The 23,585-nt window shown below is 66.4% G+C and carries 26 protein-coding genes and 1 tRNA gene; 15 read left to right on the top strand and 12 right to left on the bottom strand.

Annotated features, from left to right (window positions below):
* Position 1 precedes the first annotated feature (1 nt).
* Positions 2 to 1,714 (top strand): alpha/beta hydrolase, encoded by a 1,713-nt coding sequence (locus G6N18_RS21730; protein WP_083006530.1) that lies wholly within the window; start codon positions 2 to 4, stop codon positions 1,712 to 1,714.
* Here G6N18_RS21730 and G6N18_RS21725 read toward each other — a convergent pair.
* Positions 1,711 to 2,085 carry a rhodanese-like domain-containing protein gene (locus tag G6N18_RS21725; RefSeq protein ID WP_083006528.1) on the bottom strand — a complete coding sequence of 125 codons (375 nt, stop codon included), beginning with the start codon at positions 2,083 to 2,085 and terminating at the stop codon, positions 1,711 to 1,713. The two genes, G6N18_RS21730 and G6N18_RS21725, sit on opposite strands and share 4 nt — an antisense overlap.
* A 1-nt stretch (position 2,086) precedes the next feature.
* A complete protein-coding gene (locus G6N18_RS21720) occupies positions 2,087 to 2,632 on the bottom strand; it encodes a cysteine dioxygenase (protein ID WP_083006526.1) in 546 nt (181 codons plus the stop codon).
* Positions 2,633 to 2,875: 243 nt separating this feature from the next.
* On the opposite strand from G6N18_RS21720, the gene lpqV reads away from it, so the two are divergent.
* Both lpqV and G6N18_RS21710 read left to right on the top strand, forming a co-directional pair.
* A complete protein-coding gene (gene lpqV / locus G6N18_RS21715; protein WP_083006524.1) occupies positions 2,876 to 3,304 on the top strand; it encodes a lipoprotein LpqV in 429 nt (142 codons plus the stop codon).
* Between the two features lie 29 nt (positions 3,305 to 3,333).
* Positions 3,334 to 4,329, top strand: a complete 996-nt coding sequence (locus G6N18_RS21710) for a patatin-like phospholipase family protein (protein ID WP_083006522.1) — start codon at positions 3,334 to 3,336, stop codon at positions 4,327 to 4,329.
* Here G6N18_RS21710 and G6N18_RS21705 read toward each other — a convergent pair.
* A complete protein-coding gene (locus G6N18_RS21705; RefSeq protein WP_234806257.1) occupies positions 4,326 to 5,171 on the bottom strand; it encodes a patatin-like phospholipase family protein in 846 nt (281 codons plus the stop codon). The genes G6N18_RS21710 and G6N18_RS21705 overlap by 4 nt on opposite strands.
* A 21-nt stretch (positions 5,172 to 5,192) precedes the next feature.
* Positions 5,193 to 6,242 carry an NAD(P)H-dependent amine dehydrogenase family protein gene (locus G6N18_RS21700; protein WP_083006518.1) on the bottom strand — a complete coding sequence of 350 codons (1,050 nt, stop codon included), beginning with the start codon at positions 6,240 to 6,242 and terminating at the stop codon, positions 5,193 to 5,195.
* 162 nt (positions 6,243 to 6,404) lie between these two features.
* Between G6N18_RS21700 and G6N18_RS21695 the strand changes: the two genes are divergently transcribed.
* The 3 genes from G6N18_RS21695 (at position 6,405) to G6N18_RS21685 (ending at position 9,677) form a co-directional block, all read left to right on the top strand.
* Positions 6,405 to 8,066, top strand: a complete 1,662-nt coding sequence (locus tag G6N18_RS21695) for a serine/threonine-protein kinase (RefSeq protein ID WP_083006516.1) — start codon at positions 6,405 to 6,407, stop codon at positions 8,064 to 8,066.
* A gap of 64 nt (positions 8,067 to 8,130) precedes the next feature.
* On the top strand, positions 8,131 to 9,330 hold the full coding sequence (locus G6N18_RS21690; protein ID WP_083006514.1) for a lipid-transfer protein: 1,200 nt from the start codon (positions 8,131 to 8,133) through the stop codon (positions 9,328 to 9,330).
* Between the two features lie 38 nt (positions 9,331 to 9,368).
* On the top strand, positions 9,369 to 9,677 hold the full coding sequence (locus tag G6N18_RS21685) for a hypothetical protein (protein ID WP_083006511.1): 309 nt from the start codon (positions 9,369 to 9,371) through the stop codon (positions 9,675 to 9,677).
* 57 nt (positions 9,678 to 9,734) lie between these two features.
* On the opposite strand, the gene G6N18_RS21680 is transcribed toward G6N18_RS21685, so the two are convergent.
* From G6N18_RS21680 to G6N18_RS21660, 5 genes are all read right to left on the bottom strand, one after another.
* The gene (locus tag G6N18_RS21680) at positions 9,735 to 10,778 is read right to left on the bottom strand and encodes an MmpL3/TtfA transport complex stabilizer (protein WP_109749574.1); all 1,044 of its coding nucleotides are present in this window, start codon (positions 10,776 to 10,778) and stop codon (positions 9,735 to 9,737) included.
* Between the two features lie 395 nt (positions 10,779 to 11,173).
* Positions 11,174 to 11,623 (bottom strand): ATP-binding protein, encoded by a 450-nt coding sequence (locus G6N18_RS21675; RefSeq protein ID WP_083006507.1) that lies wholly within the window; start codon positions 11,621 to 11,623, stop codon positions 11,174 to 11,176.
* 32 nt (positions 11,624 to 11,655) lie between these two features.
* Positions 11,656 to 12,003 (bottom strand): STAS domain-containing protein, encoded by a 348-nt coding sequence (locus G6N18_RS21670; protein ID WP_083006504.1) that lies wholly within the window; start codon positions 12,001 to 12,003, stop codon positions 11,656 to 11,658.
* Between the two features lie 156 nt (positions 12,004 to 12,159).
* The gene (locus G6N18_RS21665) at positions 12,160 to 13,095 is read right to left on the bottom strand and encodes an esterase family protein (RefSeq protein WP_083006502.1); all 936 of its coding nucleotides are present in this window, start codon (positions 13,093 to 13,095) and stop codon (positions 12,160 to 12,162) included.
* A 108-nt stretch (positions 13,096 to 13,203) separates the two neighbouring features.
* Positions 13,204 to 13,485, bottom strand: a complete 282-nt coding sequence (locus G6N18_RS21660) for a DUF732 domain-containing protein (protein WP_234806256.1) — start codon at positions 13,483 to 13,485, stop codon at positions 13,204 to 13,206.
* 515 nt (positions 13,486 to 14,000) lie between these two features.
* Between G6N18_RS21660 and ectA the strand changes: the two genes are divergently transcribed.
* The 7 genes from ectA (at position 14,001) to G6N18_RS21625 (ending at position 20,311) form a co-directional block, all read left to right on the top strand.
* Entirely contained in the window at positions 14,001 to 14,465 is a 465-nt protein-coding gene (gene ectA, locus G6N18_RS21655) for a diaminobutyrate acetyltransferase (protein WP_234806255.1), read from the top strand.
* Between the two features lie 15 nt (positions 14,466 to 14,480).
* Positions 14,481 to 15,770: a diaminobutyrate--2-oxoglutarate transaminase gene (ectB, locus tag G6N18_RS21650; protein WP_083006498.1), complete on the top strand. Its 1,290-nt coding sequence runs from the start codon at positions 14,481 to 14,483 to the stop codon at positions 15,768 to 15,770.
* 34 nt (positions 15,771 to 15,804) lie between these two features.
* Positions 15,805 to 16,197, top strand: coding sequence for an ectoine synthase (locus G6N18_RS21645; RefSeq protein ID WP_067221271.1), 393 nt, complete (start codon positions 15,805 to 15,807; stop codon positions 16,195 to 16,197).
* Between the two features lie 23 nt (positions 16,198 to 16,220).
* The gene (gene thpD / locus G6N18_RS21640; protein WP_234806254.1) at positions 16,221 to 17,108 is read left to right on the top strand and encodes an ectoine hydroxylase; all 888 of its coding nucleotides are present in this window, start codon (positions 16,221 to 16,223) and stop codon (positions 17,106 to 17,108) included.
* A gap of 64 nt (positions 17,109 to 17,172) precedes the next feature.
* On the top strand, positions 17,173 to 17,538 hold the full coding sequence (locus G6N18_RS21635) for a hypothetical protein (protein ID WP_083006494.1): 366 nt from the start codon (positions 17,173 to 17,175) through the stop codon (positions 17,536 to 17,538).
* 490 nt (positions 17,539 to 18,028) lie between these two features.
* Complete coding sequence (locus G6N18_RS21630) at positions 18,029 to 19,513, top strand: hypothetical protein (RefSeq protein WP_083006492.1); 1,485 nt, start codon at positions 18,029 to 18,031, stop codon at positions 19,511 to 19,513.
* A 102-nt stretch (positions 19,514 to 19,615) separates the two neighbouring features.
* Complete coding sequence (locus tag G6N18_RS21625; RefSeq protein WP_234806253.1) at positions 19,616 to 20,311, top strand: hypothetical protein; 696 nt, start codon at positions 19,616 to 19,618, stop codon at positions 20,309 to 20,311.
* Positions 20,312 to 20,324: 13 nt separating this feature from the next.
* Here G6N18_RS21625 and G6N18_RS21620 read toward each other — a convergent pair whose 3' ends face one another.
* Together G6N18_RS21620 and G6N18_RS21615 are read right to left on the bottom strand one after the other, a co-directional pair.
* Complete coding sequence (locus G6N18_RS21620) at positions 20,325 to 21,518, bottom strand: M48 family metalloprotease (RefSeq protein WP_163689968.1); 1,194 nt, start codon at positions 21,516 to 21,518, stop codon at positions 20,325 to 20,327.
* 108 nt (positions 21,519 to 21,626) lie between these two features.
* The gene (locus G6N18_RS21615; RefSeq protein ID WP_083006487.1) at positions 21,627 to 22,292 is read right to left on the bottom strand and encodes an SDR family oxidoreductase; all 666 of its coding nucleotides are present in this window, start codon (positions 22,290 to 22,292) and stop codon (positions 21,627 to 21,629) included.
* A gap of 66 nt (positions 22,293 to 22,358) precedes the next feature.
* Here G6N18_RS21615 and G6N18_RS21610 point away from each other — a divergent pair, with 66 nt between their 5' ends.
* Together G6N18_RS21610 and G6N18_RS21605 are read left to right on the top strand one after the other, a co-directional pair.
* Positions 22,359 to 22,694 (top strand): ArsR/SmtB family transcription factor, encoded by a 336-nt coding sequence (locus G6N18_RS21610; RefSeq protein ID WP_083006541.1) that lies wholly within the window; start codon positions 22,359 to 22,361, stop codon positions 22,692 to 22,694.
* A 48-nt stretch (positions 22,695 to 22,742) separates the two neighbouring features.
* Positions 22,743 to 23,237: an SRPBCC family protein gene (locus tag G6N18_RS21605; RefSeq protein WP_083006485.1), complete on the top strand. Its 495-nt coding sequence runs from the start codon at positions 22,743 to 22,745 to the stop codon at positions 23,235 to 23,237.
* 3 nt (positions 23,238 to 23,240) lie between these two features.
* Here G6N18_RS21605 and G6N18_RS21600 read toward each other — a convergent pair.
* Positions 23,241 to 23,314 (bottom strand) — tRNA-Leu (locus G6N18_RS21600).
* Positions 23,315 to 23,585 lie beyond the last annotated feature (271 nt).

Below are 23,585 nucleotides of genomic sequence, written 5' to 3'. Positions count from 1 at the left end.
GGTGACCGACACCCGCGACGACACCGACCCGACAGTCGAAGCGCCGCCGCAGGACAAACCCGCGAAGCGAGCCGACAAGCCGTGGTGGCTGCGCCACTACACGTTCACCGGAACCGCGCTCGGGCTGGTGTTCATCTGGCTCTCGCTGACCCCGTCACTGCTACCGCGCGGCCCGCTGTTCCAGGGGTTGGTCAGCGGTGCCGCCGGCGCTTTCGGCTACGGCCTCGGCGTGTTCGTGGTCTGGCTGGTGCGCTACATGCGGTCGAAGGACAGCAGTCCGCCCGCGCCGCGACAGGCCTGGATCGCGCTCGTGATCGTCGGCGTCGTCGGGCAAATCCTGATGATCATCTACTTCCGCATCTGGCAGGACGAGGTACGCGACCTCAACGGCGTACCGCGACTGGGCTTTTGGGATCATCCGTTAACCGCCGTGCTGTCGATCGTGACGCTGTTCGTGCTCGTCGAGATCGGCCAGCTGATCGGCAGGCTGGTGCGCTTCCTGGTGCGCCAGCTCGAACGCTTTGCGCCGCCGCGGGTCTCGGCCGTAGTGGTGGTGGTGTTGCTGATCGCGCTCACCGTCGCGCTGCTCAACGGCATCGTGGTGCGCTTCGCGATGAGCACGATCAACAGCACGTTCGCCGCGGTCAACGACGAGACCGATCCCGACTTCGCCGCGCCGACATCGCCGTTGCGCTCCGGCGGGCCACAGTCGCTGGTGAGCTGGGAGTCGCTCGGCCACCAGGGCAGGGTGTTCGTTGCCGCGGGCCCGACCGTCGAGGAGTTGACGGCGTTCACCGGGCGCCCTGCCGTCGAGCCGATCCGCGCCTACGCCGGTCTGCATTCCGCCGACGGGATCAAGGCCACCGCCGCGTTGGCCGCCCGGGAATTGCAGCGCACCGGCGGTCTGAACCGCGAAGTGGTCGCGGTGGCGACCACCACCGGCACCGGGTGGATCAACGAGGCGGAAGCCTCGGCGCTGGAATACATGTACAACGGCGACACCGCGATCGTGTCAATGCAGTACTCCTTCCTGCCGAGCTGGTTGTCGTTCCTCGTGGACAAGGAGAACGCGCGGCAGGCCGGACAGGCGCTGTTCGAGGCCGTCGACGCGCTGATCCGCGAGATGCCCGAACCGCAGCGGCCGCGCCTGGTGGTGTTCGGCGAGAGCCTCGGCTCGTTCGGTGGCGAGGCACCGTTCCTCGCGCTCAACAATCTCATCGCGCGCACGGACGGCGCGCTGTTCAGCGGCCCGACGTTCAACAACACGATCTGGACGCAGCTCACCCGCGACCGCGACCCGGGTTCGCCGATGTGGCTGCCGATATTCGACAAGGGTGAGAACGTCCGCTTCGCCGCCCGCGCCGAGGATCTGGGCCGGCCCGACGAACCGTGGGGCAATCCCCGGGTCGTGTATCTGCAGCACGCCTCGGACCCGATCGCCTGGTTCGACCCGGATCTGCTGTTCGCCGAACCTGATTGGCTCAAGGAGCCTCGCGGATACGACGTCTCCGGGCGGATGCAGTGGATCCCGGTGGTGACGTTCCTCCAGGTGTCGGCGGATATGGCGGTCGCCGTTGACGTTCCCGACGGGCACGGCCACGTCTACGTCAAGAACGTGGCCGACGCATGGGCGGCGATCCTGCAGCCCCCCGGCTGGACACCGGAGAAGACGCAGCGTCTCCGCCCGCTGCTGTCCAACGACGAAAACGCCTAGACGAGAACGCCTTCGGCTTTCAGCGCGCGATACCCGCCGATCACGTCGGTCGCCCGGCGCAGGCCGAGGTCGAGCAGCGATGCGGCGGCCAGGCTCGAGGTGTAGCCCTCCGAGCACAGCACCACCCACTCGACGTCGTCGTCGACGGCCTGCGGCAGCCGCGCATTGCTGGTCGGATCGCAGCGCCACTCGAGCACATTCCGCTCGATCACCAGCGCCCGCAGAACACCGCCCTCGTGCGCGCGCTGCGCCTGCGGCCGGATGTCGACCAGGATGGCTCCCCGGTCCAATGCGGCGGGCACCTCCGAAGCCGGCAACCGGCGCAACCGGGCGCGAGCGTCGTCGAGGACCCGTTCGATTCGGCTGCTCATGTCATCCCTCCGGCGCATCTGTGAGCTCGGTGCGCTTGCGGCGCAACGTCTTCCGTTTCGTCACCTCGTAGTAGGACATCGCGGTGAGCGGCGGCGAATAGGCGTGCACGCTCAGCGTCGACGCGACCGAAGCTGAGGCGGCACGCTCGGGTGCCCGAACCACGTCGTGCACCCATCCCAGCGGAAAGGCCGCCTGATCGCCCGCGGACAGCCGACGATGCCGCAAAGACCCACCGTCCCAACGAGTCTCCCGCAGTGCGCCGGACACGACAGTCAGCGCACCGAGGGACCCACCGTGGTCGTGCAATTCGGTCGACCGGCCCGGCGCCCAGCTGATCAACCAGATGTCGAGTTCATCGTCACCGTGTAGGCGGGTGAACCACCGCTCGTCGGTGGGCGGACCGCCGACGGGCATCAGGTGGTCGTAGCGACCGGTGAGCACATCGTCGGCACCGCGGTCGGCGGCGAACAACAGATCGGGCAACCGCAGCCGCGTCGGCGCGGAAACTGCCGGCACGGCAGAGGGCAGGACTGCAGGGGCGACCATGAAAGCTCCAGAAAAGAGGCGAGACGGGCAGGGCGGGGCGCTAAGCCCCACAACACCCCTGGCGTCCGGTCGTCATGTACTCAAGTGTCGCTGTCGACCCGTGACATCAGGCGTCGCGACCGGCTTGCGAAGCGGATAACTGCTGGCCAGCGGGGTGGTACGGCTCAGATTCACGCTGAGTCGAAGTCAGCAGAACAGCGCGGCTGGGGAACCCGCCCGGTCGATTGCCTTAGATTGGCGGGCATGCGCAGACACTCTGGTCATCTCGTGGCGGCCGTCGCGATGGCGGGCGTCATCGCGGCATGCTCGTCGGGCGCCGAAACCACTCCCGACGAGCCCTCATCCCCCACCACCACGGAATCCAGCTCGGAAACACCAACTGCGGCACCGGGTTCCGTCGCGGTTTCTCCTGGCGGTGTCACCACGGCGGTGGGCGCTCCCGCCGACTCGACCGAGGAGGAATACTCCAAGGCCTGCATGACGGCCAGACAGTGGATGGACGAGCGGGGTGGTGACCCGAAGGCGCAGATCGAGCCGTACCTCGGCATGCTGCAGTCCACGGATTCGGCGGGGCCGGGCACCTACGACACCGCGTGGTCTGCGTTGCCGCCGCCGCGCCAGGCCGCGGTGATCGTCGCCGTGAGGGCGGCCGCCGACGGCCTCTGCGGATAGCACCGTCGCCCGCGCGCGACAATGGCGGTATGGCTGGCAAGCGGGTTGCGCTGGCGCTGGGCAGCGGCGGCGCCCGCGGATACGCCCACATCGGGGTGATCGAGGAACTGCAGGACCGTGGCTACGAGATCGTCGGCATCGCCGGATCGTCCATGGGAGCCCTGGTCGGCGGGTTGCAGGCGGCGGGAAAGCTGGACCAGTTCGCGGAGTGGGCGCAGTCGCTGACCCAGGGCGCGGTGCTGCGCCTGCTCGATCCCTCGATCACCGCTGCGGGCGTGTTGCGTGCCACCAAGATCCTCGACGCGGTCCGCGACATCCTCGGCGAGGTCAGGATCGAGGACCTACCGATCCCCTACACCGCGGTGGCGACCGATCTGATCGCCGGCAAGTCGGTGTGGCTGCAGCGGGGGCCGGTGGACGCCGCGATCCGGGCCTCGATCGCGATCCCTGGGGTGATCGCACCGCACCTGCTCGACGGCCGCCTACTCGCTGACGGCGGCATCCTCGAACCGCTGCCGATGGCGCCGATCGCGGCCGTCAACGCGGACCTCACCATCGCGGTGTCTCTGGCCGGCAGCGAATCCGGTGGCGCCGAGGAGCCGGCCGAACCCGGATCGCGCATGACCAGCGAATGGTTGGCCCGGGTGTGGCGCAGCACCACGTCGCTGTTCGAGTCCAATGCGATGCTGGGGCGCTTCGGCGCCGGCCCCGACGAAGACCCTGCGCCTGCAGACAGCGGCGAGGAACTCGTCGACGCGACCAAGGAAGCAGCCGTGGTCCCCAAACTCGGCAGCTTCGAGGTGATGAACCGCACCATCGACATCGCGCAGGCGGCGCTGGCGAGGCACCAATTGGCCGGCTACCCGCCCGATCTGCTCATCGAGGTGCCGCGTTCGGCGTGCCGGAGCCTGGAGTTTCACCGCGCCGCGGAGGTGATCGATGTCGGTGTGGAGTTGACCGCGGCGGCACTCGACGCGCTCGAGAAGCCCCAGCGTCGCGAAATCCCCTCTGCCACTGAGGATTAGAGCTCGAGGTACGCGGCCACCTGGGCGACCACTCGCCTGCCCTGCCGGCGACCGGCGTGCGCCGACGGGATACGGCATGCGGGGTCGAGCGGGTTGGCCCCGAAGGCAGCCAGCGCCTCGTCGTCGGCGAATACGGCGAAGGCGTTCCGAGCGGCGACCTCATCCCTGGTTCCGGTCCCGAACGGCGACGGCGACGAGATGCCCTGCGGGATCAGGGCAACCGCCACCTCGCAGTCGTCGGCGAGCGCGAGGTTGACCGTGCTGCCGACGCCGCCGTCCATGAAGCGCCGGCCTCCGATGGTCACCGGCGGCCACACCCCCGGCACCGCGCAACTTGCTGCGACCGCGTCGACCAGAGAGACGCCCGACTTGCGGTCGAACGCGACCAGTTCACCGGTGGCGGTGTCGATCGCCGCGATGCGCAGGTCGTTATCCGGCCAGTCGTGCGACGGCAGCCGCTGCTCGATCACCGCGCGCCGTACCGGTTCGGCGACGGTCTCGGTGGCCACCGCGATCGCGCCGATCCGCTGCAGTTTCTCGGTCTTCGAACCGGCCTCCGTCATCGCGGCGAGGAACACCTCGGTGATCTCCTCGATGCCCGCACCCGGGTTGATCTCCGCGGACCTCGCCGCGGTCTGCCTGTCGAACAGGGCGGACAACCCGAGGCCGCTGCCGAGTTGCGCCGCGACCGTCGAACCCGCCGAGGTGCCGACCATGACGTGGGAGGCCAGCAGCGCTTCCGCCACCACGGGCGACTCGTCGGCGATACCGGTCAGGATGCCGGTTTCCCATGCGATCCCCGCCACCCCGCCGCCGGCGAGTACCAGTGCTCGTCTGCTCACAGCCCGTGAGTGTGCCAGGCATCAACCGAGCCGGGGCGCCGCCCTCCCGCCGATCAACGGCAGGTCCAGATACGTCGCGATGCCGGGCGCGGCGGCACACACCGCGGGCACCGAGTTCACACAGTGCGCCGCGGTGCCGACGATGCCGTACTCCGGCCCCTCGCCGCCGACCGCCGACTGGAAGCCCTTGACGACGATGTTGACGTCCGGGTTGCCACGGACCTCCATCTCGTACCGTTGGCCTTCCGGGCCGAATGTCCAAGCGGGATCGAGGTTCTGCTCACCCATCAACCAGTTCACGGTGACCCGCACCGCCGGCTCGTCGGCCACCAGGGCTTCCCAGTGGAACTTGCGGCCCGCGACCTGACCCGGCTCGATGACACCGATCGGTGATTCGATCGGCGCTGTCGCGACCGCGATCTCCTGTGTGGACCGGACTTTGGGGTCGGTGCGGAAGCCGACCTTGTCGACGATCATGTTCACGGCTTGGATGAAGCCACCGTCGAGCAGCTTCTGCATCGGTCCGCTGAGCGCTTTGTCCGGGACTTCGCCGAAACCCATCACGTGCCGCACGACGTCGGGGGCTTCGTAGGTCCGTAGGTCGGAGAACTCCTCTGCGCGAACGAAAGTCACGCCCGTCGAAAACGCGGAGAACAGCAGCGGAAACTTCTCGCTGATCCCGCCCGGAGCGATGCCGGTGCCGTGCAACGTCGCGTTGCCTGCGATCGCGGCCTCCCGCAACGGCGCGCCCTGCCGGTCGCTCGGGTACACCCAGCCGACGGGTGTGACGACGTTCTTACCGGACCTCAGCAGGGCCGCCACCACGTCGGGATCGGGCAGCAGCGGTGAATAGATCACCGCATCGGCGTCGAGGGCCAGGATCTCGTCGAGGCTGTCGGTGGCGGTGACGCCCAGTGGTTCGGTGCCGACGAGCTCGCCGACGTCCTTGCCCGCCTTGTGCGGTGAATACACCCAGCAGCCGACGAGTTCGAGTTCGGGATGTTCGAGCACGCCCTTGATCGCTGCTACACCGACCCCTCCGGTTGCCCACTGCACGACCCGCAGCCCCATACCGACTCCTCACCAGGAAACTAGAACACGTTCTACTCTTGCAGGTCTACACCACGGCCGGGCCTGTGCGGGTCACATTGCAGACCGCGGATCCAGCAGCATCCGGCTCAGCTGGGGATTAGGGTGTCTTCGCCGGCTACCGCACCGCCCTAGGAGCATCCGATGACCGAGCCGCAGCGGGGGGAATCACGTGTCGGTTCCCAGATCGGTCCGTATCGGCTGCGCCGGCTGTTGGGCAAGGGCGGCATGGGCGAGGTGTACGAAGCCGAAGACACCGTCAAGGACCGCATCGTCGCGCTGAAGTTGTTGCCCGAGTCCGCCTCCAACGACCCGGTGTTCCGCAAGCGGTTACAGCGCGAAGCGCACTCGGCGGGCCGGTTGCAGGAGCCGCATGTGGTGCCGATCCACGACTACGGTGAGATCGACGGGCTGCTCTACGTCGACATGCGCATGATCGACGGCACCGACCTGCGCAAGGTGCTCAAGAACTACGGTCCGATGACGCCCGCCCGGGCGGTGGCGATCATCAAGCAGGTCGCCTCGGCGCTCGACGCCGCCCACGAAAGCGGCATCATGCACCGCGATGTCAAGCCCGAGAACATCATTCTGACCCGCGACGACTTCGCCTATCTCGTCGACTTCGGCATCGCCAACGCCGCCACCGACGAAAAGCTCACCGAACTGGGCACCGCGGTCGGCACCTACGCCTACATGGCGCCGGAACGGTTCACCAACGACGAGGTGACCTACCGTGCGGACGTGTACGCGCTGAGCTGCGTTCTGCACGAATGCCTCACCGGCTCACAGCCGTACCCCAGCGACAGCGTCAGCGTGGTCATCACCGCGCACCTGATGCAGCCCATCCCCCAGCCCAGCCGGCAGCGGCCGGGCGTTCCGGTCGCCTTCGACGCGGTGATCGCCCGCGGCATGGCCAAGAGACCGGAGGACCGCTACGCCAGCGCCGGAGACGTGGCCGCGGCGGCGAACGACGCACTGACACAACGGGATCAGGACAAGGCCGCGACCATCCTGCAACGCAGTGAGGCCGCGACACCGTATCGTCCGCCACCGCCGCCTGTGCCGCAGGGTCCGCCGATCTACCAGACGCCTGCCCCGACGCCGGCCTCTTTCCACACGCCGTCCGGTCCGCCGAGCGGGCCGATGTGGAGCAGCACTCCTGCGCCCGGGCGACCGGGACCACCGACCCGTAAAAGCACCGCCTGGATCCCGGTCGCCGCGGCGATCGCGGTGTTCGTGTTGGTGCTCGGCGCAGTCGGAATCTGGTTCCTCATCAAGCCCGACGAGGATGCGCCGTCCGCGTCGGGCACCACGACCACCGAGCCGACGCAGACGAGCGAGCGCACCACCCGGCGGACCCCGCGCAGCACGACGCCGAGCGCAGGATCGTTGGACGCCAAGCTGCTGGGCCTGCTGCCGGCCGGTTACGACGACGGCGTGTGCCAGCCGGTGCACCCACCCGCAACCGACGCGTTGGCGACCGTCGACTGCGGCCAGGCCACACCGGAGGGCGGCCCGCGGAACGCGCGGTACTCGCTGTACGCCGATCAGCCGACACTCGACAAGGCCTTCGACGACATCATCGCCCTGTACACGCCGATGCTGCGATGCCCCGAAAGCAGCACCGACTCGCCGGCCACCTGGCACTTCACCGAGACACCGGACACCGTGGCCGGCCGCATCGCGTGCGGCACCTACAAGGAGCAGTCCGGCGTGACGTGGACCAGGAACGCCGAGTTGATTCTGGGCGACACGCTGAGCGGAAACCTCGTCGATCTGCACAATTGGTGGCTGAAGTACGGCTGACGGCGCTGGACAGGTGCCGCGCTGTGTGTTTCTGTCATCGCAGCGCAGCGAAAGGATTCATCACATGCCCACCGTCAATAACAGAGTTTTCGTCGTCGGCGTCGGAATGACGAAGTTCGAGAAGCCCGGCCGCCGTGAGGGCTGGGACTACCCACAGATGGCCAAGGAGTCCGGCACCAAGGCACTCGAGGACGCCGGCATCGACTACTCCGAGGTGCAGCAGGGGTTCGTCGGCTACGTCGCGGGCGACTCGACGTCAGGCAACCGGGCGCTCTACGAACTCGGGATGACGGGCATCCCGATCGTCAACGTCAACAACAACTGTTCGACGGGTTCGACGGCGCTGTTCCTCGCCGCACAGACGATCCGCGGTGGGCTCGCCGACTGCACGATCGCGCTCGGCTTCGAGAAGATGCAACCCGGGTCGCTGCGGGGTGGTCACGACGATCGCGAATCTCCCATGGGCAAGCACGTCAAGGCGATGGCCGAGATCGACGAGTTCGGGTTTCCCGTGGCGCCGTGGATGTTCGGCGCCGCGGGCCGCGAGCACATGCGTCAACATGGAAGCACCGCAGAGCATTTCGCGAAGATCGGATACAAGAACCACAAGCATTCGGTGAACAACCCGTACGCTCAGTTCCAGGACGAGTACACGCTCGACGACATCCTGGCCGCCAAGATGATCTCCGATCCGCTGACGAAGCTGCAGTGCTCGCCGACCTCCGACGGCTCGGGCGCGGCGATCGTGGCCAGCGAGGCGTTCGTCGACAGGCATGGGCTGGCCGGCCAGGCGGTGGAGATCGTCGGCCAGGCGATGACCACCGACTTCGAGTCCAGCTTCGACGGCAGCGCCAAGAATCTCATCGGCTACGACATGAACGTGCAGGCCGCCCAGCAGGTCTACGACCAGTGCGGGCTCGGACCGGCCGACTTCCAGGTGATCGAGCTGCACGACTGTTTCTCGGCCAACGAGCTGCTGCTCTACGAGGCGCTCGGCCTGTGCGGCGAGGGCGAGGCTCCCAAGCTGATCGACAACAACGACACCACCTACGGCGGACGTTGGGTCGTCAACCCCTCCGGCGGCCTGATTTCCAAGGGCCACCCGCTCGGTGCGACGGGCCTTGCGCAGTGTGCCGAGCTGACCTGGCAGCTGCGCGGAACGGCCGACAAGCGGCAGGTCGACAACGTCACCGCCGCGCTGCAGCACAACATCGGCCTGGGCGGTGCTGCGGTAGTGACCGCATACCAGCGCGCCGAGCGCTGATGGCGCATGATTGACGCAGGACGAGAGGGAGGCCGGTCATGCGGACGATTCGGGTAGCGGCTGCCGCTGCGGGCGTCTGCGGGTTGCTGGTCGCACCCGCCGCGTCGGCCTGGGCTCAGCAGGAGTCGGCGGCCGAGGTGATCGAGAAGCTGCAAAGCGAGGGCTACACGGTCCGCATCGACAAGATCGGTACCGCACCGCTCGACGAGTGCGTCGTCACCAGCGTCCGTAACCCGCAGCAGTTCACTCAGTTGCGGCCGGTGCTCGGCGGCAATCAGGACGGGGTGCTGTTCCCGGTGGTGATCAGCCAACCCATCTCGGTGTCGCTGGACTGCAGCCGCCGCTAGAGCACGCTCACCGCCGCGTGCAGTCGGCGGTGACCACGGGACCCTTTGCGCTGCAACCTAAGCGGTGACCGGCTCCAGCTCGCGGATCTCGGCGGCGACGATCGGATCGGTCGCCGCGAACTGCGGATACAGCAGCGGCATTGTCGAGTCGGCGGCGAATACCGTCACCCCGCCCGCGTAGTCGGCGACATACATCCGACCGGCGTGCGCGTCGACCGTCACGCAGGACGGCCGGGCGCCGACGGCGATGGTGTCGACGACCTGCAGGGTGAGGGTGCACAACACCACGACGTGGTCGTAGTCGACGATGTACGCCCTGGCCTTGTCCGCACCGACCACGAGCTGAGTTGGAGCGCCGCCGAGTTCGACGATGTCGGTGACGCGTCCGGTCGAGAGCTCGACGACGTGCACCACACCGCCGCGGGTCCGGTCCGAACTGAGGACGTAAGCGGTGTCGTCGGCCACGGCGATGTCGCGAATGGGTGCGCCGATCCGCACTGCCCGACCGAGTCGCCCGGTTTCGAGGTCGACGGTCACCACGGCGCTGCCGCGGGCGTCGGTGGTCGCCACGTGAAGATGCGTGCCGCTCGCGTCGATCGCGAGGGCGTCGATACCGATGCCCGCGCCGGTCGCGACGTCGATCGTGTCGACACGGTCGGCGGGGATGTCGATCACCGCGACATCGATGTGTCCGTCTCCGGTTCTTCCGGCGTAGACCCGCTTGCCGTCGGGGCTGACGGCGAGCGCCGTGACATTCTCTGAGAGCGGATACGCGCCGATCACCGTCTTGGTGGCGGTGTCGATGACGGCGACCTCGTCCTTGTGGCTCCAGGAAGAAGTGCTCACGTAGGCGCGGTCCTCGTGGACCGCGACGGCGAACGGCTCGCCGTGGACAGCGATGATCGCCTCGACCGCGAGCGTGCGGGCGTTGAGCACCGCGACGCTGTCGTCGCCGGGATGTGTCACCAGGGCCGCACCGGTTCCGGTCGCCGCGATGTCGCCGACCGGTCCGCGGTTCAGCTCGACGGCGCCCAATGCGGTGACGCTCGGGTCCACCCGCGTTGGGGTTGTCGCCTTCGCAGGCGGGGCATGTTCAGGCATCAAAACGCTAACCATTGTTATTCGGTACCTCCGCCGGTAATGACGTTCACCGGCCCTAGACTCCAAGTCGCAGCGCGCCCCTCGGCGCGGTCTCGCAATGAGTCTAGCGACGGAAACCGACACGATTCGGCGGCGAGAAGCACGGCTTGAGACAATCCGCCAAAAGCTCTCAGACACCGCTTAGAAATGTGCTCGTCATCCGGTGGTCACCTTCGAAGAGCACGGGACGCAGTCCGCTGACCTGTGGAAACGACGATGCCGCAACAACTTCCGAACGCTGTGTCCGGCGTCACGAGATAACGGTTTCTTAGCTTTCAAGCGCAAAGTGAGCGGTAGATCACAGGCGGACACGTCAGCAAACCGACATCAGGCGCCACGAGCGTCACAACCGCAAGCTATGCGGAGTCCGCGTAACACTCTTGGGAGATGAGCGGGCAATCGCCGAAGTCGAGTTGCACGCGCGTGCCGGATGCAGCGCGGTCGATCGTCACGCGGTCAGACAGCGCGCGCATCAGCTGGATACCGCGACCGCGGGTGTTGGGCTTGCCGTCCGGCGTCTTCTCCAGCCACGTCCCGTGGTCGGAAACCATCGCCACCAGGCGGCGGTCCGCGGCATCGTAGCGGGCGGTCACCGACATCGTGCCTGGTTGTTGGGCCTGGACGTAGGCGAACTCGGCCGCGTTGGTCAACGCCTCGTTGACCGCCAGCAGCACGTCACTGAGCCGGTCCGCATCGAGCGCGAAATTGGCGCGCAGCCACTGCGCGAACGCGTTGCGGAACTCGGCAACGGTCTCAGCGTCTGCGGGGCCGTTGCTCGAAAAACCAAGTTCCGTCGTACTGTTCATGGTCCGAACTGATTACCCCGCCCAGGCCGTGCTCACGCAGTGAGGTTGCCGAGCGCGTCATCCAGCGAGGAGAACAGGTCGATCAGATCGGCGATCCCCGTGATCTTCAGCGGCCGGCTGGTGGCAGGGCCGTCCGCGACGACGGCGAACCGCGTCTGCGCGCCGTCGGTCTGGTTGTGGGTCTCCATCAGCACCTGCATCCCCGCGGACCCCAGGAACTCCACGCTGGTCAGGTCGACGATCAAACCCGTCGGATCCTTGGCCAACGCCGCCTGCACGGCGTCCCTCAGCTGAGGCGCCGTGAGCATGTCGAGATCCCCGGAGGCCGCGACGACAGCGACGCGTCCCACCCAGTTCTCGGTACAAAGTTGTCCGTCCAAGACTCACCTCTTGTTTGGCAACCACCGTAGCGGTCATGGCCGATCACGAGGCTGCGGTCTTAACCCGCGCAATAGGGTAGCGAGTAGGCCGGTTGCACGCATCGGCGGGACCCATCAGCGCCGGTCAGCCGGCAATTGTCCGATGAGCGCCGCCTGTCAGGGTCGGGGGGCGGGGGCGAGGATGCGCAGCAGGTCCGGTTTCATCGCCTGCAGTTGCGAACCCCAGTAACCCCAGCTGTGTGTTCCGTCGGTCGGGAAGTTGAAGACCGCGTTGCGTCCGCCTGCCGCGAGGTACTTCTGCTGGAACTCCTTGTTCGTCGACAACGTGATGTTCTCCAGGAACTGCGCGCTGTACTGCGCCCCGAAGTCCGCCCCGGCGTCGAGTTCCGAGATCGCGCCGTTGCCGCAGTAGATCCACAGCGCAGTGTTGTTGGCCACCAGCGTCTTGATGTTGACCATCGGATCGTTGCGCCGCCACGCCGGATCCGACGTCGGGCCCCACATGTTCGTCGCGCTGTAGCCGCCCGCATCCTTCATCGAGAAGCCGATCAGCGTGGGCCACAAGCCGCTTGACGGGTTGAGGTAGCCCGACAGTGAACTGGCGAAGATGAACTGCCTCGGATGCCAGATCGCCAGCGTCAACGCCGCGCTGCCCGACATGGACAGCCCCACGACGGCGTTGCCGGTCGGCGACTGTCCGCGGTTGGCCGCCAACCATGCGGGCAGTTCCTGCGTCAGGAAGGTCTCCCACTTGTACGTGACGGTGCCGGCGCTGCCCGTCGCCGGCTGGTACCAGTCGGTGTAGAAGCTGGCCTGCCCGCCGACGGGCATGACGACCGAGATGCCGGACTGGTAAAACCACTCGAAGGCGGCGGTGTTGATGTCCCAACCGCTGGCGTCTTCCCGGGCCCGCAGCCCGTCGAGCAGATACACCGAATTCGGCCCGCCGCCCTGGAACTGCACGCGGATGTTGCGACCCATCGAGGGGGACGGCACGTCGAGGGTCTCCACCGGCAAACCGTCACGCGAATAAGCTGCGGCCGTGGGTGTTTGGACCGCGACGCCTACGAGAATCAGCACCGCGGACAGCATTGCGCAGACAGACGACCTCACGCAGGCAAGCTAACAATCCGAGTCTCGTGTTTCAGTGCGCCACGCGCCGCTTGACCAGCTTGTTACCAAATAGAGGTCGCGTTCGGGTCAGCAGCCGAGTTCGACGACGGCAAGGCTGACGATGTCGCCTGCGGCCGGAACCGAGACCCCGAGATCGTCGCGGACCATCATCACGGCGTCGGAAGCGGGCACCCCACTGGCCGTGGCGGCGCAGACCTTGTTGCCCGCGGCGATCAGCTGGTCCGCGGTCAGGAAAACGTACTGCTCCTGCAGCTTGCGGACGAACTCCGCCTGGTCGGCCGCTGCAGGCGCAGCGAAGCCGACCGCGGTGACGGCGGCGGCAATGAGCGATCCGACGATGCGTCGCACGAAATTTCCTCCAATAGGTCAACAAGTCGTTCGTCCCGCGGCGCTCACGGCATGGCCGGGCGCGGAGAAAGTGCGCTAGAAGCGGACCCCCGAACGCTCCGGATGTCACTGTCGTCCGCATTGACGGTCGCGTAACACGGTACCCGTTGTTAGTGCATCGAATCATCTTCGCGCGCGAACGATAACGATTTGATAACAGATCGATCTTGGCGGCGCCCGCCGCCCATCGCACATCCGCGCAGGTAATTCCGGCATCGACACGCCGCCACGTGCTCAGGAAGCGACCGTCGAAACTTGCTTGCCATTTTTTGCTGGCATACGGTCACGTCGCCGATGACGTAACTGATGAGACTCGATGAATTTGTTCGGTGGTGACAACGCAAGTGACGATTCGTGCACGTCGTGAACGGAGCCCAGTCCTCGACCAACGGGCTGCAACTTCGAAAGCGACAGCACCGCAAACTATTTCCTGGAAGCACTTTCTTCGGCCTCCAGCCGAGGGCGATGCCATCGCGATGCACCGTCTGGTCGCAGAGACCGAAGTGCTCGATCTGAATTCCACCTATACCTATCTTCTGATGGCCACGGACTTTGCCAGTACCTCGATCGTGGCGGACAGAGACGGTGATATCTGCGGGTTGATAACCGGATACCACCCGCCGGCACGACCGGAGGTGTTGTTCGTCTGGCAGGTGGCCGTGGCCTCTGCGGCCCGCGGGACCGGCCTGGCCGGCGCCATGCTCGACAACCTCGTCCACCGCGTCCGCAGCGACCGGCGGGGTCATCCGGTCACAGTGGAAGCCACGGTGGCCCCCAGCAATTCGGCCTCGCGCGCGTTCTTCGGCTCCTTCGCGCGGCGGCACGGGGTACCCCTGATCGAACAGCCCCGCTTCACCGCCGAACAACTGGACGCCGATCGGGCCCACGAGGACGAACCGACTCTGCGGATCGGACCGATCGCCATGCCACTGGCCGACTGACACCGGAAAGGACACATGTCAACGCCTGCAACACTCCCCCGTCCCGATGAATCCGACCTGCCCGAGGTCTACAGCTCGGTCGAATCGGAGGTGCGTAGCTACTGCCGGGGATGGCCGACCACCATGGCCGTCGCCCAAGGCTCCTGGCTGACCGACGCCTCGGGCAATCGATACCTCGACTTCTTCGCGGGTGCCGGCGCGCTGAACTACGGCCACAACAACCCCGAACTAAAGCGCCCGCTGATCGACTATCTGGCCAACGACATGATCGTGCACTCGCTCGACATGGCGACATCGGCCAAGACCGAGTTCCTGCAGAACTTCGAACAGCTGATCCTCAAGCCTCGCGGGCTCGACTACAAGGTGCAGTTCCCCGGCCCGACCGGCGCGAACTCCGTCGAGTCGGCACTCAAGCTCGCCCGCAAGGTCACCGGTCGTGAGTCGATCATCAACTTCACCAACGCATTTCACGGCATGACCCTGGGTGCGCTGTCGGTGACGGGCAATTCGATGAAGCGGGCGGGGGCGGGCATCCCGCTGGTGCACGCCACGCCGATGCCGTACGACAACTACTTCGGTGGCGCCACCGAGGACTTCCAGTGGTTCGAGCGGGTGCTCGACGACTCCGGTGGCGGACTCAACCGTCCCGCCGCGGTGATCGTCGAGACCGTGCAGGGCGAGGGCGGTCTCAACGTCGCCCGGATGGAGTGGTTGCAAGCGCTCGCCGAATTGTGCAGCCGGCGTGAGATTCTGCTCATCGTCGACGACGTGCAGATGGGCTGCGGGCGAACCGGCCGCTTCTTCAGTTTCGAGGAGGCCGGCATCGTTCCCGATATCGTCACGCTGTCCAAGTCGATCAGCGGATACGGGCTCCCGATGGCGCTGACGCTGTTCCGCAGAGACCTCGACGTGTGGGCGCCCGGTGAGCACAACGGCACCTTCCGTGGCCACAACCCGGCGTTCGTCACGGCCGCCAAAGCCCTCGAAATCTACTGGCAGACAGAAACGTTCGCCGACGACACCATCGCCAAAGGACAGCAGGTCAGGGCGAGGCTGGAGGAGATCGCCGCACGGTATCCGGGCATCACTGCGCGAGGACGCGGAATGGCCCAAGGACTCAAGTTCGACGACGAACCGATGGCGTCGGCCGTGTGCCGGACCGCGTTCGACCGCGGGGTACTCATGGAAACCAGCGGTCCGTCGGACGAGGTCGTCAAGCTGCTTCCGCCGCTGACCACCTCCGAGGCGGATCTCGATGCCGGCATCGATATTCTGGCCGAATCGATCGCCGCGACGCTGTCCTGACCGTCGTCATCGCAACCCCGAAAGGAGCACGACCGTGATCGTGCGCACCACTGACGAGATCACCGGCACCGAACGCGATGTGTCGGCGAAGGACTGGAGATCCAAACGCATCGTCCTGGCCGGCGACGGCGTCGGTTTCTCGTTTCACGAGACCACCATCAACGCGAACTCCGTCAGCGAGTTCCACTACCGCCACCACGTCGAGGCGGTCTGGGTGGTCGAGGGCTCCGGCACGCTCACCAATCTGGAGACCGGTGAGCAGCATCCGCTGCGGCCGGGCACCATGTACCTGCTCGACGGCCACGAACGTCACCGAGTCGCATGCGACATCCAACTGCGGATGCTGTGCGTGTTCAATCCCCCGGTGACCGGCCAGGAGGTGCACGACGAGACCGGGACCTACCCTCCGGCGGTGCAAGCGAGTTGAGCGGCAACTGTTTTCCCGATCGCGTGGACAGGTATCCCACCCGGCTCGAGAAACCGTCCGCGCCCATCCCGCGCGCCGAGCCGACGGTCTGGGGTGGCGAGCCCGACGGTCCGCTCTGCGATGCCGACCTGAAAACGATCGCTGCGAACGGCTACCTGGTACGCCCCTCGGCCGTCGGCGACAACTGGTTGTCGCCGCTACGCGATGAGTTGAACCACATTGGGGCTCAGGCTGATCCCGCCGATCCCCGGATCATCCGCGAGCCCGGCGGCAGCATCCGGTCGGTGTTCCAGCCGCACTTGTTCAGCGACGTGATCGCCGAGGTCGTCACCCTCGACTCCGTGCTGCCCGTAGCCCGTCAACTGCTCGGCAGCGACGTGTACCTGCACCAGGCGCGGATCAACCTGATGCCGGGGTTCACCGGCACCGGGTTCTACTGGCACTCCGACTTCGAGACCTGGCATGCCGAGGACGGGATGCCGATGATGCGGGCCGTTTCCTGCTCGATCTCCCTGACCGAGAACTTCGCCTACAACGGTTCGCTGATGGTGATGCCGGGATCGCACGAGATCTTCTATCCGTGCGTGGGGACCACACCGCCCGATAACCACACCTCATCGCTGGTCAAACAGGAGATCGGGGTGCCGAGCCAGGCCACGCTCACCGAGGCCGCCGCGCGCTTCGGCATCGACCAGGTCACCGGACCCGCCGGCACGGCACTGTGGTTCGACTCGAACCTGATGCACGGGTCGGGTTCCAACATCACGCCGTTCCCCCGATCGAACATCTTCCTGGTGTTCAACTCGATCGAGAACCGACTCGTGGCGCCCTTTCGGGCCGAAACACCGCGGCCCGAGTACTTGGCCGCCCGAGACGGCCAACCGTTCAGCACCCCATCGCTCGTGCAGTGAGCCTTGCGCCGCGCTGCGCGATACGGTTGTGGCGGCAGCCAAACTCACGAGCGAAGGGTGGCCGATGAGGTCGATCTCCTTGTCCGCGCGACGATTGATCCTCGCCGGCGGGTTCGCGGTCGCGGCAGCAGCGCCAGCGCTCGGGATGGTCGCCTCCGTGCCGTCAGTCGCGCCGGTCCACCTCGCCAACTGCCCGGCCGGCGAGGAAGAGGACCTCTACGCCGGACAGTGTGTGCCGTATCTGGTGCCGAACTCGCCTGCGAGTGCGGCAACTCCGGCGAATTCCGCGTGTCCGCCGGGAGTGAGCGGTGCGGAATGTGGCGGCTCGACCGGTAACGAGGTCGGCTCGCCGCGGCCCCGGATGCCCGCGCCCGTGCCGCCACAGGAGCCCGAGCAGGAACTCGCCGAGGTCGTCACACCGGGGTACTGAGGCGCTCAGCGTTGACGTTTGCTGTTCAGGCAGGCGGTCGCCGGCGCAGCCACCGGCATGAGCGCTCGAACTAACTACTTCTACAGTCGGCCGTCCGCCTGCTTCGCAAATCGGATAGCGGGATACGGTCGCCACGCCGATTCTCGACGTTGCGGTGCGCAGCATTCCCAACGTGCACGAGTCGCGTCGGGCTCGCGCCAGAACGTGATGAGTTTCGCGGTTTGCGGAGATTGATGGCGTCTCAGCGCCTGGCACGCGGGTACCGAGTACACGGCGAACTCTTGTGGCTGACATGACGGCCGGGCACTGCCGATGTAGATGTCGAAAGTCCGTTGCAGACCGGGATATGCCGGGAGGTATGCGGCTCTGGAGGTCCATTTTTTCCTCATACAGCTACTTCTGATCGACAATATTCGCGGGAAACTGGACACCAGTCTGACGCAAGCGTAAGTTGCTGCCTGATTCGCCACAGCTATCCGGGGAGGGGCTTATGAAAGCCAGCGCCAAAACGTACATGACGACGGGAGTCGCACTTGTCGGTGCGGGGGTCATCGCCGCGACCCCCATCGCGCCGATGCCAGCGAATGTCGCCGAGGCGAGCCGGTCGCATGAGGTGAGGCTGATGGCTGCCGCCGAGCCCACGAACACCCAGCGCGAGATCGACGCTGCTCTTGCTTTGCTGGAAAGTTTCGGGCCGGGTGGGGTGCTGAACTCGTTCATCGGGGGCACGCTGGAGGCGTTCAATGCGAAGGCGCCGGTGCCCTACGCCCCGGTTTCCGGACCCCTCGACGGCGTCGGCCGCATCGGTCAAGGCATCGCCGCGTCCGGGCTGCGGCTCGGTGGCGCGACGATCCTGAGCCCACTGCGCCTGGTCGAGCTCGCCGCCGCCATCGTCGAGGGCAACGGCGCCGAAGGCTTCGGCAACCTGGTGGAGAACATCGTCGACGCGCCGTTGTGGGTCGTCGACCCAGCCCTGTATGCACTGCGGGACGCACTGCCCGCGCCGCTCGGCGGTCCGGACGGCATCATCGAGAACTTCCGCGACGAATTGTGGAAAGTCACCGAGGAGATCAACGCGGGGTTGCAGGACCCGGGCGCGGCGCTGCAGGGCTTCCTCGAGCGGACGATGAATGCGTTCGAGCGGCCGGGACCGGTCGAATACACACCGGTCACCGGGCCGATCGACGGGCTTTCCCGGATCGCCGAGGGCGTGGTTGCGACCGCATTGCGGCTCGCGGCCGCCACGGTCCTCACCCCTGTCGGGGTCGTTCAGGCGGCGGCCGCGCTCGCTCAGGGCGACACCGCCGAAGCGCTCGATCTGGTGGAGAACATCGTCGACGGGCCGCTGTGGGTGGCCGACCCGGCGCTCTACGGATTGCGCGATGCCCTGCCCGCACCGCTCGGCGGGCCGAACGCGTTCGTGGAGAACTTCCGCAACGGACTGTGGGGCGTCACTGAACAGATCAACGCCGCACTCCGTGGCGCCTTCGAACCGCAGACCGCCGAAGCGGAAGAGGACGCGGTCGTCGAAACCAAGGAGTTCGACGGCGCGCCGATCAACTCCGTGCCGGATCGACAAGCGCGCTTCGTCGGCCTGTCTGAGCAGGGACAGGAGCTAAAGCAGGACGACCAACTGGAGCAGAAGAAGGACGCTGATCAGGTCGAAGATCTCCAGCGCGATGATCAGAAGCTCGACGCGACGGGCGCGACCAACTCCCCGGTGTCCAAAGAGGAGGAAGAGCAGCCACCCGCGCACAACGTGGTGAGGGAATCGCCGAACTACTCACCGAATGCTGGTCAGACGGGTGACAAGAACCCGACCGGTGCCGCAGCCGATGAGGTTGTGACCACCACCGAGCCGGTGGTGACCGCCCCGGCGACCGGCGCCGCCGGTGACGACGCGCCGACCGACAACGCGCCGGCTGACAACGCCGAAGGTTCGGAGAAGGGTAATTCCGAAGGCGGCGAGAAGTAGCTGCGCTGACTCGACAGCCCCGGGGCACGCTCGCTCCGGGGCTGTCGGTCGTTTTGCCGAACTGACGCCAAACGGCGGTCGCGCTCAACTACTTTGGCTGTTGTGGAACCACCCCACAGCTACATACGGGAGTCATCCGCCTCGGTGGTGCACCACAGTGACTACCTGAACCGCCGCGATGACCACGCGCTCTGCGGCATGGTGCTGGAAAGTCCGACGACGCTGGGCCAAGCGGCGGGAGCAGTCGCGATCTGCCCCGACTGTCAGGCAAAGCTGGCCGAGTATCACCTGGCGTGGTGGCGTGACAAAGCGCGGGCAGTCGCAGCGGAACTCGAGGACCTGCGCGTCAAGTACCAGGAGTTGATGGAGCGCAGCGGGGACTCGGACAGCGAGACCGCTCCGCGGATCGAGCCAGAGCCGCAGGGAGACCCAACCGTTGGGCACGATGAAGCGGAGCCGGTGTCCCTGCTCGACCATGCGCGAGTGGAACTCTTGAGACTCTGCCGGCAATGCCGAGAAGAAGCTGTCCCCCACTGGCGTTTGAAGACCACGATGCAGGCGTTCAGTGACAAGCTGAGCGCCGACGAGAGAGTGCGTCTCGCCCAGGAGATCGGCGCTGACGGATCTCTGATCCGGTGGTGCACAACGGAAGTCGTCAACCTCGGCTGGCAGGTCAGCAACAGCCCTGTCCAGGGCGAACCAGAGGAGATGTGGGACGCCTGGACCCACGATTCGTACCAGACGCCGAAGAAGACCAAGTGGCGACTGGGCAGGCCCCGATCGCAAGACGCCAGTTGAGGCCGCGGCATACTCAGCGCCCTTCGGCCGCCTTCGCCATCGCGATTCGCTGCATGGTGGTCGGGTGCGTGCCGAGGATGAACAGTGCCCATGCCGGCGGGTCGGGATCGTTGAGGCCCGTGAGCGCGAACCGCCGCTGCGTCGCGATGTCACTTGCCGGATCGTTCGTGACGCGCAGCGCAAGCCAATCGGACTCCGCCTCATAGCGGCGTGAGATCGAGTTCTGCGCCGGCAGCACCAGCAGCGAGAGAACGAATGCGCACACCAGCGCCAGCGGGACGCCCGCCGGGTCGCGTAAGCCCCCTCGTCGCTCTGTGATCCAGGCGATCGCGGCCAGGCCCGGGGTCGCAAAGAGTGCGAACCACGCAACGTTCTTCCAGACGTGACCGCGCGCGACGTGGGCCAACTCGTGAGCGGACACCCACAGGATCTCGCCCTCCGTGAAGCGGCCGTCGAGCACTGTGTCGTACAGGACGACGCGGCGTGTCGGACCGATCCCGGTCACCTTCGCATTCGCGGTCGTCGTGCGACGGCTCGCATCGGAGACGTCGACGGACTCGACGCTCACGCCGAGCCGGTTCCCGAGCGTCTCGATACGAGCGGCGAGGTTCTGGTCGCCGACCGGCGTGAAGCGGTTGAACAAGGGTTCGATAACGAGTGGCTGCGCGAGCACGCCGAGCAAGCCGAACACCGCGATTGCGGCACTCCCCGCCAACCACCAGCGCCGTCCGAACCGGACGGCGAGGTAGACCATCCCGGAGACCACGAGCACGATGACGACCGTCGTCACCAAGAGCTCGAGCGCCTGGTCCCCCAGCCAGGCCCGGTAATCCTGCTCCCTCAGGCCGTAGCGCCGGTACCACCAGTGCCGGACCGCCCCGACGGGAAGGACCGTAAGCCACAGGATGAACCAACACGACGCCGCCACCGCGGCGCCGCACCACACATGCGCCGACGGCGGAAGCCGCAGAATACGGCGGACAGCGAACGCGAGCCGGCGGCCGCGCCATGCGAGCAGAGTGAGCACGCCAAGTTGGATCAGCGTCGACGCGATCCAGAACCAGAAGGTGACCCGACGGAATTCGTGGATTCTGTCGAGCTCAACCGGCGAGAAATAGCTTGCGGGGCTAAGCCTTTCGAGGTCGAGTGCCGGTACCTGCGTACGAAGGAGCAGAAAGGCCGACGCTCCCCAGAGGGCGGCACCCAATGCGAGACCTGTCCAAACGCGCATCCGCGGGCCGTGCACGCCGCGATCGACAGAAGACGGCGCGATGCGGTCGGGTGTCTCGTAGACGTCATCGGCTATGGGGCGAGCCTAGCTGCTCGTCTGCCCTGGTCGCTGCAACGCCTCGGTGATCGGGACGTCGCCGTTGTTGAACTCGATGGTGCGCCCGATGGTGGTGTCGTCGGCGAGGCAGGCGGCGGCGACCAGCGCGACGTCGTCGCGGGAGACGTCACCGTCGGCGGCGTCGGCGCCGACGGCGATGCGCCCGGTGGCCGGTTCCAGCGTCAGGCGGCCCGGCCCGAGGATCGTCCAGCGTAGGCCACTGGCCCGCAGGTGCTCATCGGCAGCGGCCTTTGCCTCGGCATAGGGGAAGAATGAATTATCTTTCGGCACACCGTGACCCGGTCCGGCGCCGAAGTAGGACACCATGATGAATCTGGGCACTCCCGCGTGCGCGGCGGCATCGATGACGCGGATGGCGGCGTCGCGGTCCACCGCATAGGTGCGCGGCGGATTGCCGCCGCCGGCGCCCGCGGAGAACACGACCGCGTCATGCCCCGCAACAATTCCGGCAAGGGCGTCGGTGTCCAGCTGCTCGATGTCGGCCACCACCGGATGGGCTCTGGTTACCAGAACTTCCTCGGAGTGATCCGGGTTGCGGAACACCGACGTCACTTCGTCGCCGCGGTCGGTGAGGATTTCGGACAACCGCAGGGCCACCTTGCCGTGGCCACCGATGATGAGAATGCGCGCCATGGCTCCACGGTAGCCGCGTCGACATATTCCTTGACAGGAATATGTCAGGGACGTATGTTCGTCAGCGTGCAGTCGACGACCTTCGGAGCGCTTGCCGAGCCGAGCCGCCTGAGAATCGTCGAATTGTTGCGCGCAGGACCGCTTTCGGTGGGCGAGATCGCCGAGACACTCGAGATTCGTCAACCACAGGTGAGCAAACACCTTCGAGTGTTGGGTGATTCGGGGATCGTCGCCGGCCAAGCTCTGGCTCGCCAGCGGATCTACCATCTCGAGGCCGCGCCGTTCGAAGAGATCGGTCGCTGGGCGGAGTCTTTCGCGCAACTGTGGGAGACGCGACTCGACTCGCTGGGCAGCTATCTCGAGTCCATCACCGAGAGGACGGACGACTTGACCGACCACTGATCGCTTTACCGACGAGACCGCCTCTACCGAGAACCTGAAGGACTCACCATGCTGATGCAAATGTTCAAGAAGACCAAGAACCTGCACCTCGAACGCTCATACCGCGCCCCGCTCGAAACGGTATGGCAGGCGTGGACGGAGCCGGACATGCTGCGGCAATGGTGGGGCCCCGAAAAGACTTTCGTGCCGGAATGCGAGATCGACCTGGAGGTCGGCGGCAAGGTCTACATCGTCATGGAGGCGGGTGAAGCCATGGGCAAGTACCAGGGCACCCGCTGGCCGATGGCGGGCACGTTCACCCGGATCGAGGAACCTTCTCGGCTGACCTACGACGCCCGATCGTGGACCGAAGGCGATGAAGAGGGCTCGACGATCCAACACACCAACGACGTCACGCTCACCGAAAACGACGGGATGACCGTCGTACATCTGCACGTCACGATCACCGACATCGGCCCGAAGGCCAAGATGGCCGCGTTCGGCATGAAGTGGGGTTACAAGGCGCAGCTGGACAAGCTCGAGAAGTACCTGTCGACACGGTGACGGTGCCCCCAGTCGGACTCGAACCGACACTGGACGGATTTTAAGTCCGCGGCCTCTACCAATTGGGCTATGGGGGCGTCAGCCGATGAGAACGCTACCCAACGCGTCGAGTATCGGATTGAGGACCGTCCCAGCGACGACAACGTGCGTCAACCAAACACTCGGCGCATCGAAGTCGTAAAGGCCGGCGACCGGAACGTCAAGAAACCGTCAAGGCCCCGCCCGCGCCGCTGAACTCCACGTTTGCTTGGAAATGGCGCCGAAATCCGGCGCCCTGTAAACGTCTCGGAGTGCCATGTCCGTCGTGGTCTACATCGCGCTGACGGTGGCGGTCTTCGCCGTCCTCGG

It is taken from the genome of Mycolicibacterium celeriflavum (assembly GCF_010731795.1).
GTDB lineage: Bacteria > Actinomycetota > Actinomycetes > Mycobacteriales > Mycobacteriaceae > Mycobacterium > Mycobacterium celeriflavum.
The sequence above is the reverse complement of the archived record's forward strand: the minus strand, read 5'-3'. Positions and strand labels throughout refer to the sequence as shown.

Coding starts and splice junctions, on each gene's coding strand:
- G6N18_RS21695 (WP_083006516.1), top strand. CDS start 6,405: ATGACCGAGCCGCAGCGGGGGGAATCACGTGTCGGTTCCCAGATCGGT.
- ectB (WP_083006498.1), top strand. CDS start 14,481: ATGTCAACGCCTGCAACACTCCCCCGTCCCGATGAATCCGACCTGCCC.
- G6N18_RS21665 (WP_083006502.1), bottom strand. CDS start 13,095: ATGCTGTCCGCGGTGCTGATTCTCGTAGGCGTCGCGGTCCAAACACCC.
- G6N18_RS21700 (WP_083006518.1), bottom strand. CDS start 6,242: ATGGGGCTGCGGGTCGTGCAGTGGGCAACCGGAGGGGTCGGTGTAGCA.
- G6N18_RS21680 (WP_109749574.1), bottom strand. CDS start 10,778: ATGCCTGAACATGCCCCGCCTGCGAAGGCGACAACCCCAACGCGGGTG.
- G6N18_RS21690 (WP_083006514.1), top strand. CDS start 8,131: ATGCCCACCGTCAATAACAGAGTTTTCGTCGTCGGCGTCGGAATGACG.
- G6N18_RS21635 (WP_083006494.1), top strand. CDS start 17,173: ATGAGGTCGATCTCCTTGTCCGCGCGACGATTGATCCTCGCCGGCGGG.
- G6N18_RS21615 (WP_083006487.1), bottom strand. CDS start 22,292: ATGGCGCGCATTCTCATCATCGGTGGCCACGGCAAGGTGGCCCTGCGG.
- G6N18_RS21605 (WP_083006485.1), top strand. CDS start 22,743: ATGCTGATGCAAATGTTCAAGAAGACCAAGAACCTGCACCTCGAACGC.
- lpqV (WP_083006524.1), top strand. CDS start 2,876: ATGCGCAGACACTCTGGTCATCTCGTGGCGGCCGTCGCGATGGCGGGC.
- G6N18_RS21675 (WP_083006507.1), bottom strand. CDS start 11,623: ATGAACAGTACGACGGAACTTGGTTTTTCGAGCAACGGCCCCGCAGAC.
- ectA (WP_234806255.1), top strand. CDS start 14,001: ATGCACCGTCTGGTCGCAGAGACCGAAGTGCTCGATCTGAATTCCACC.
- G6N18_RS21630 (WP_083006492.1), top strand. CDS start 18,029: ATGAAAGCCAGCGCCAAAACGTACATGACGACGGGAGTCGCACTTGTC.
- G6N18_RS21720 (WP_083006526.1), bottom strand. CDS start 2,632: ATGGTCGCCCCTGCAGTCCTGCCCTCTGCCGTGCCGGCAGTTTCCGCG.
- G6N18_RS21685 (WP_083006511.1), top strand. CDS start 9,369: ATGCGGACGATTCGGGTAGCGGCTGCCGCTGCGGGCGTCTGCGGGTTG.
- G6N18_RS21725 (WP_083006528.1), bottom strand. CDS start 2,085: ATGAGCAGCCGAATCGAACGGGTCCTCGACGACGCTCGCGCCCGGTTG.
- G6N18_RS21710 (WP_083006522.1), top strand. CDS start 3,334: ATGGCTGGCAAGCGGGTTGCGCTGGCGCTGGGCAGCGGCGGCGCCCGC.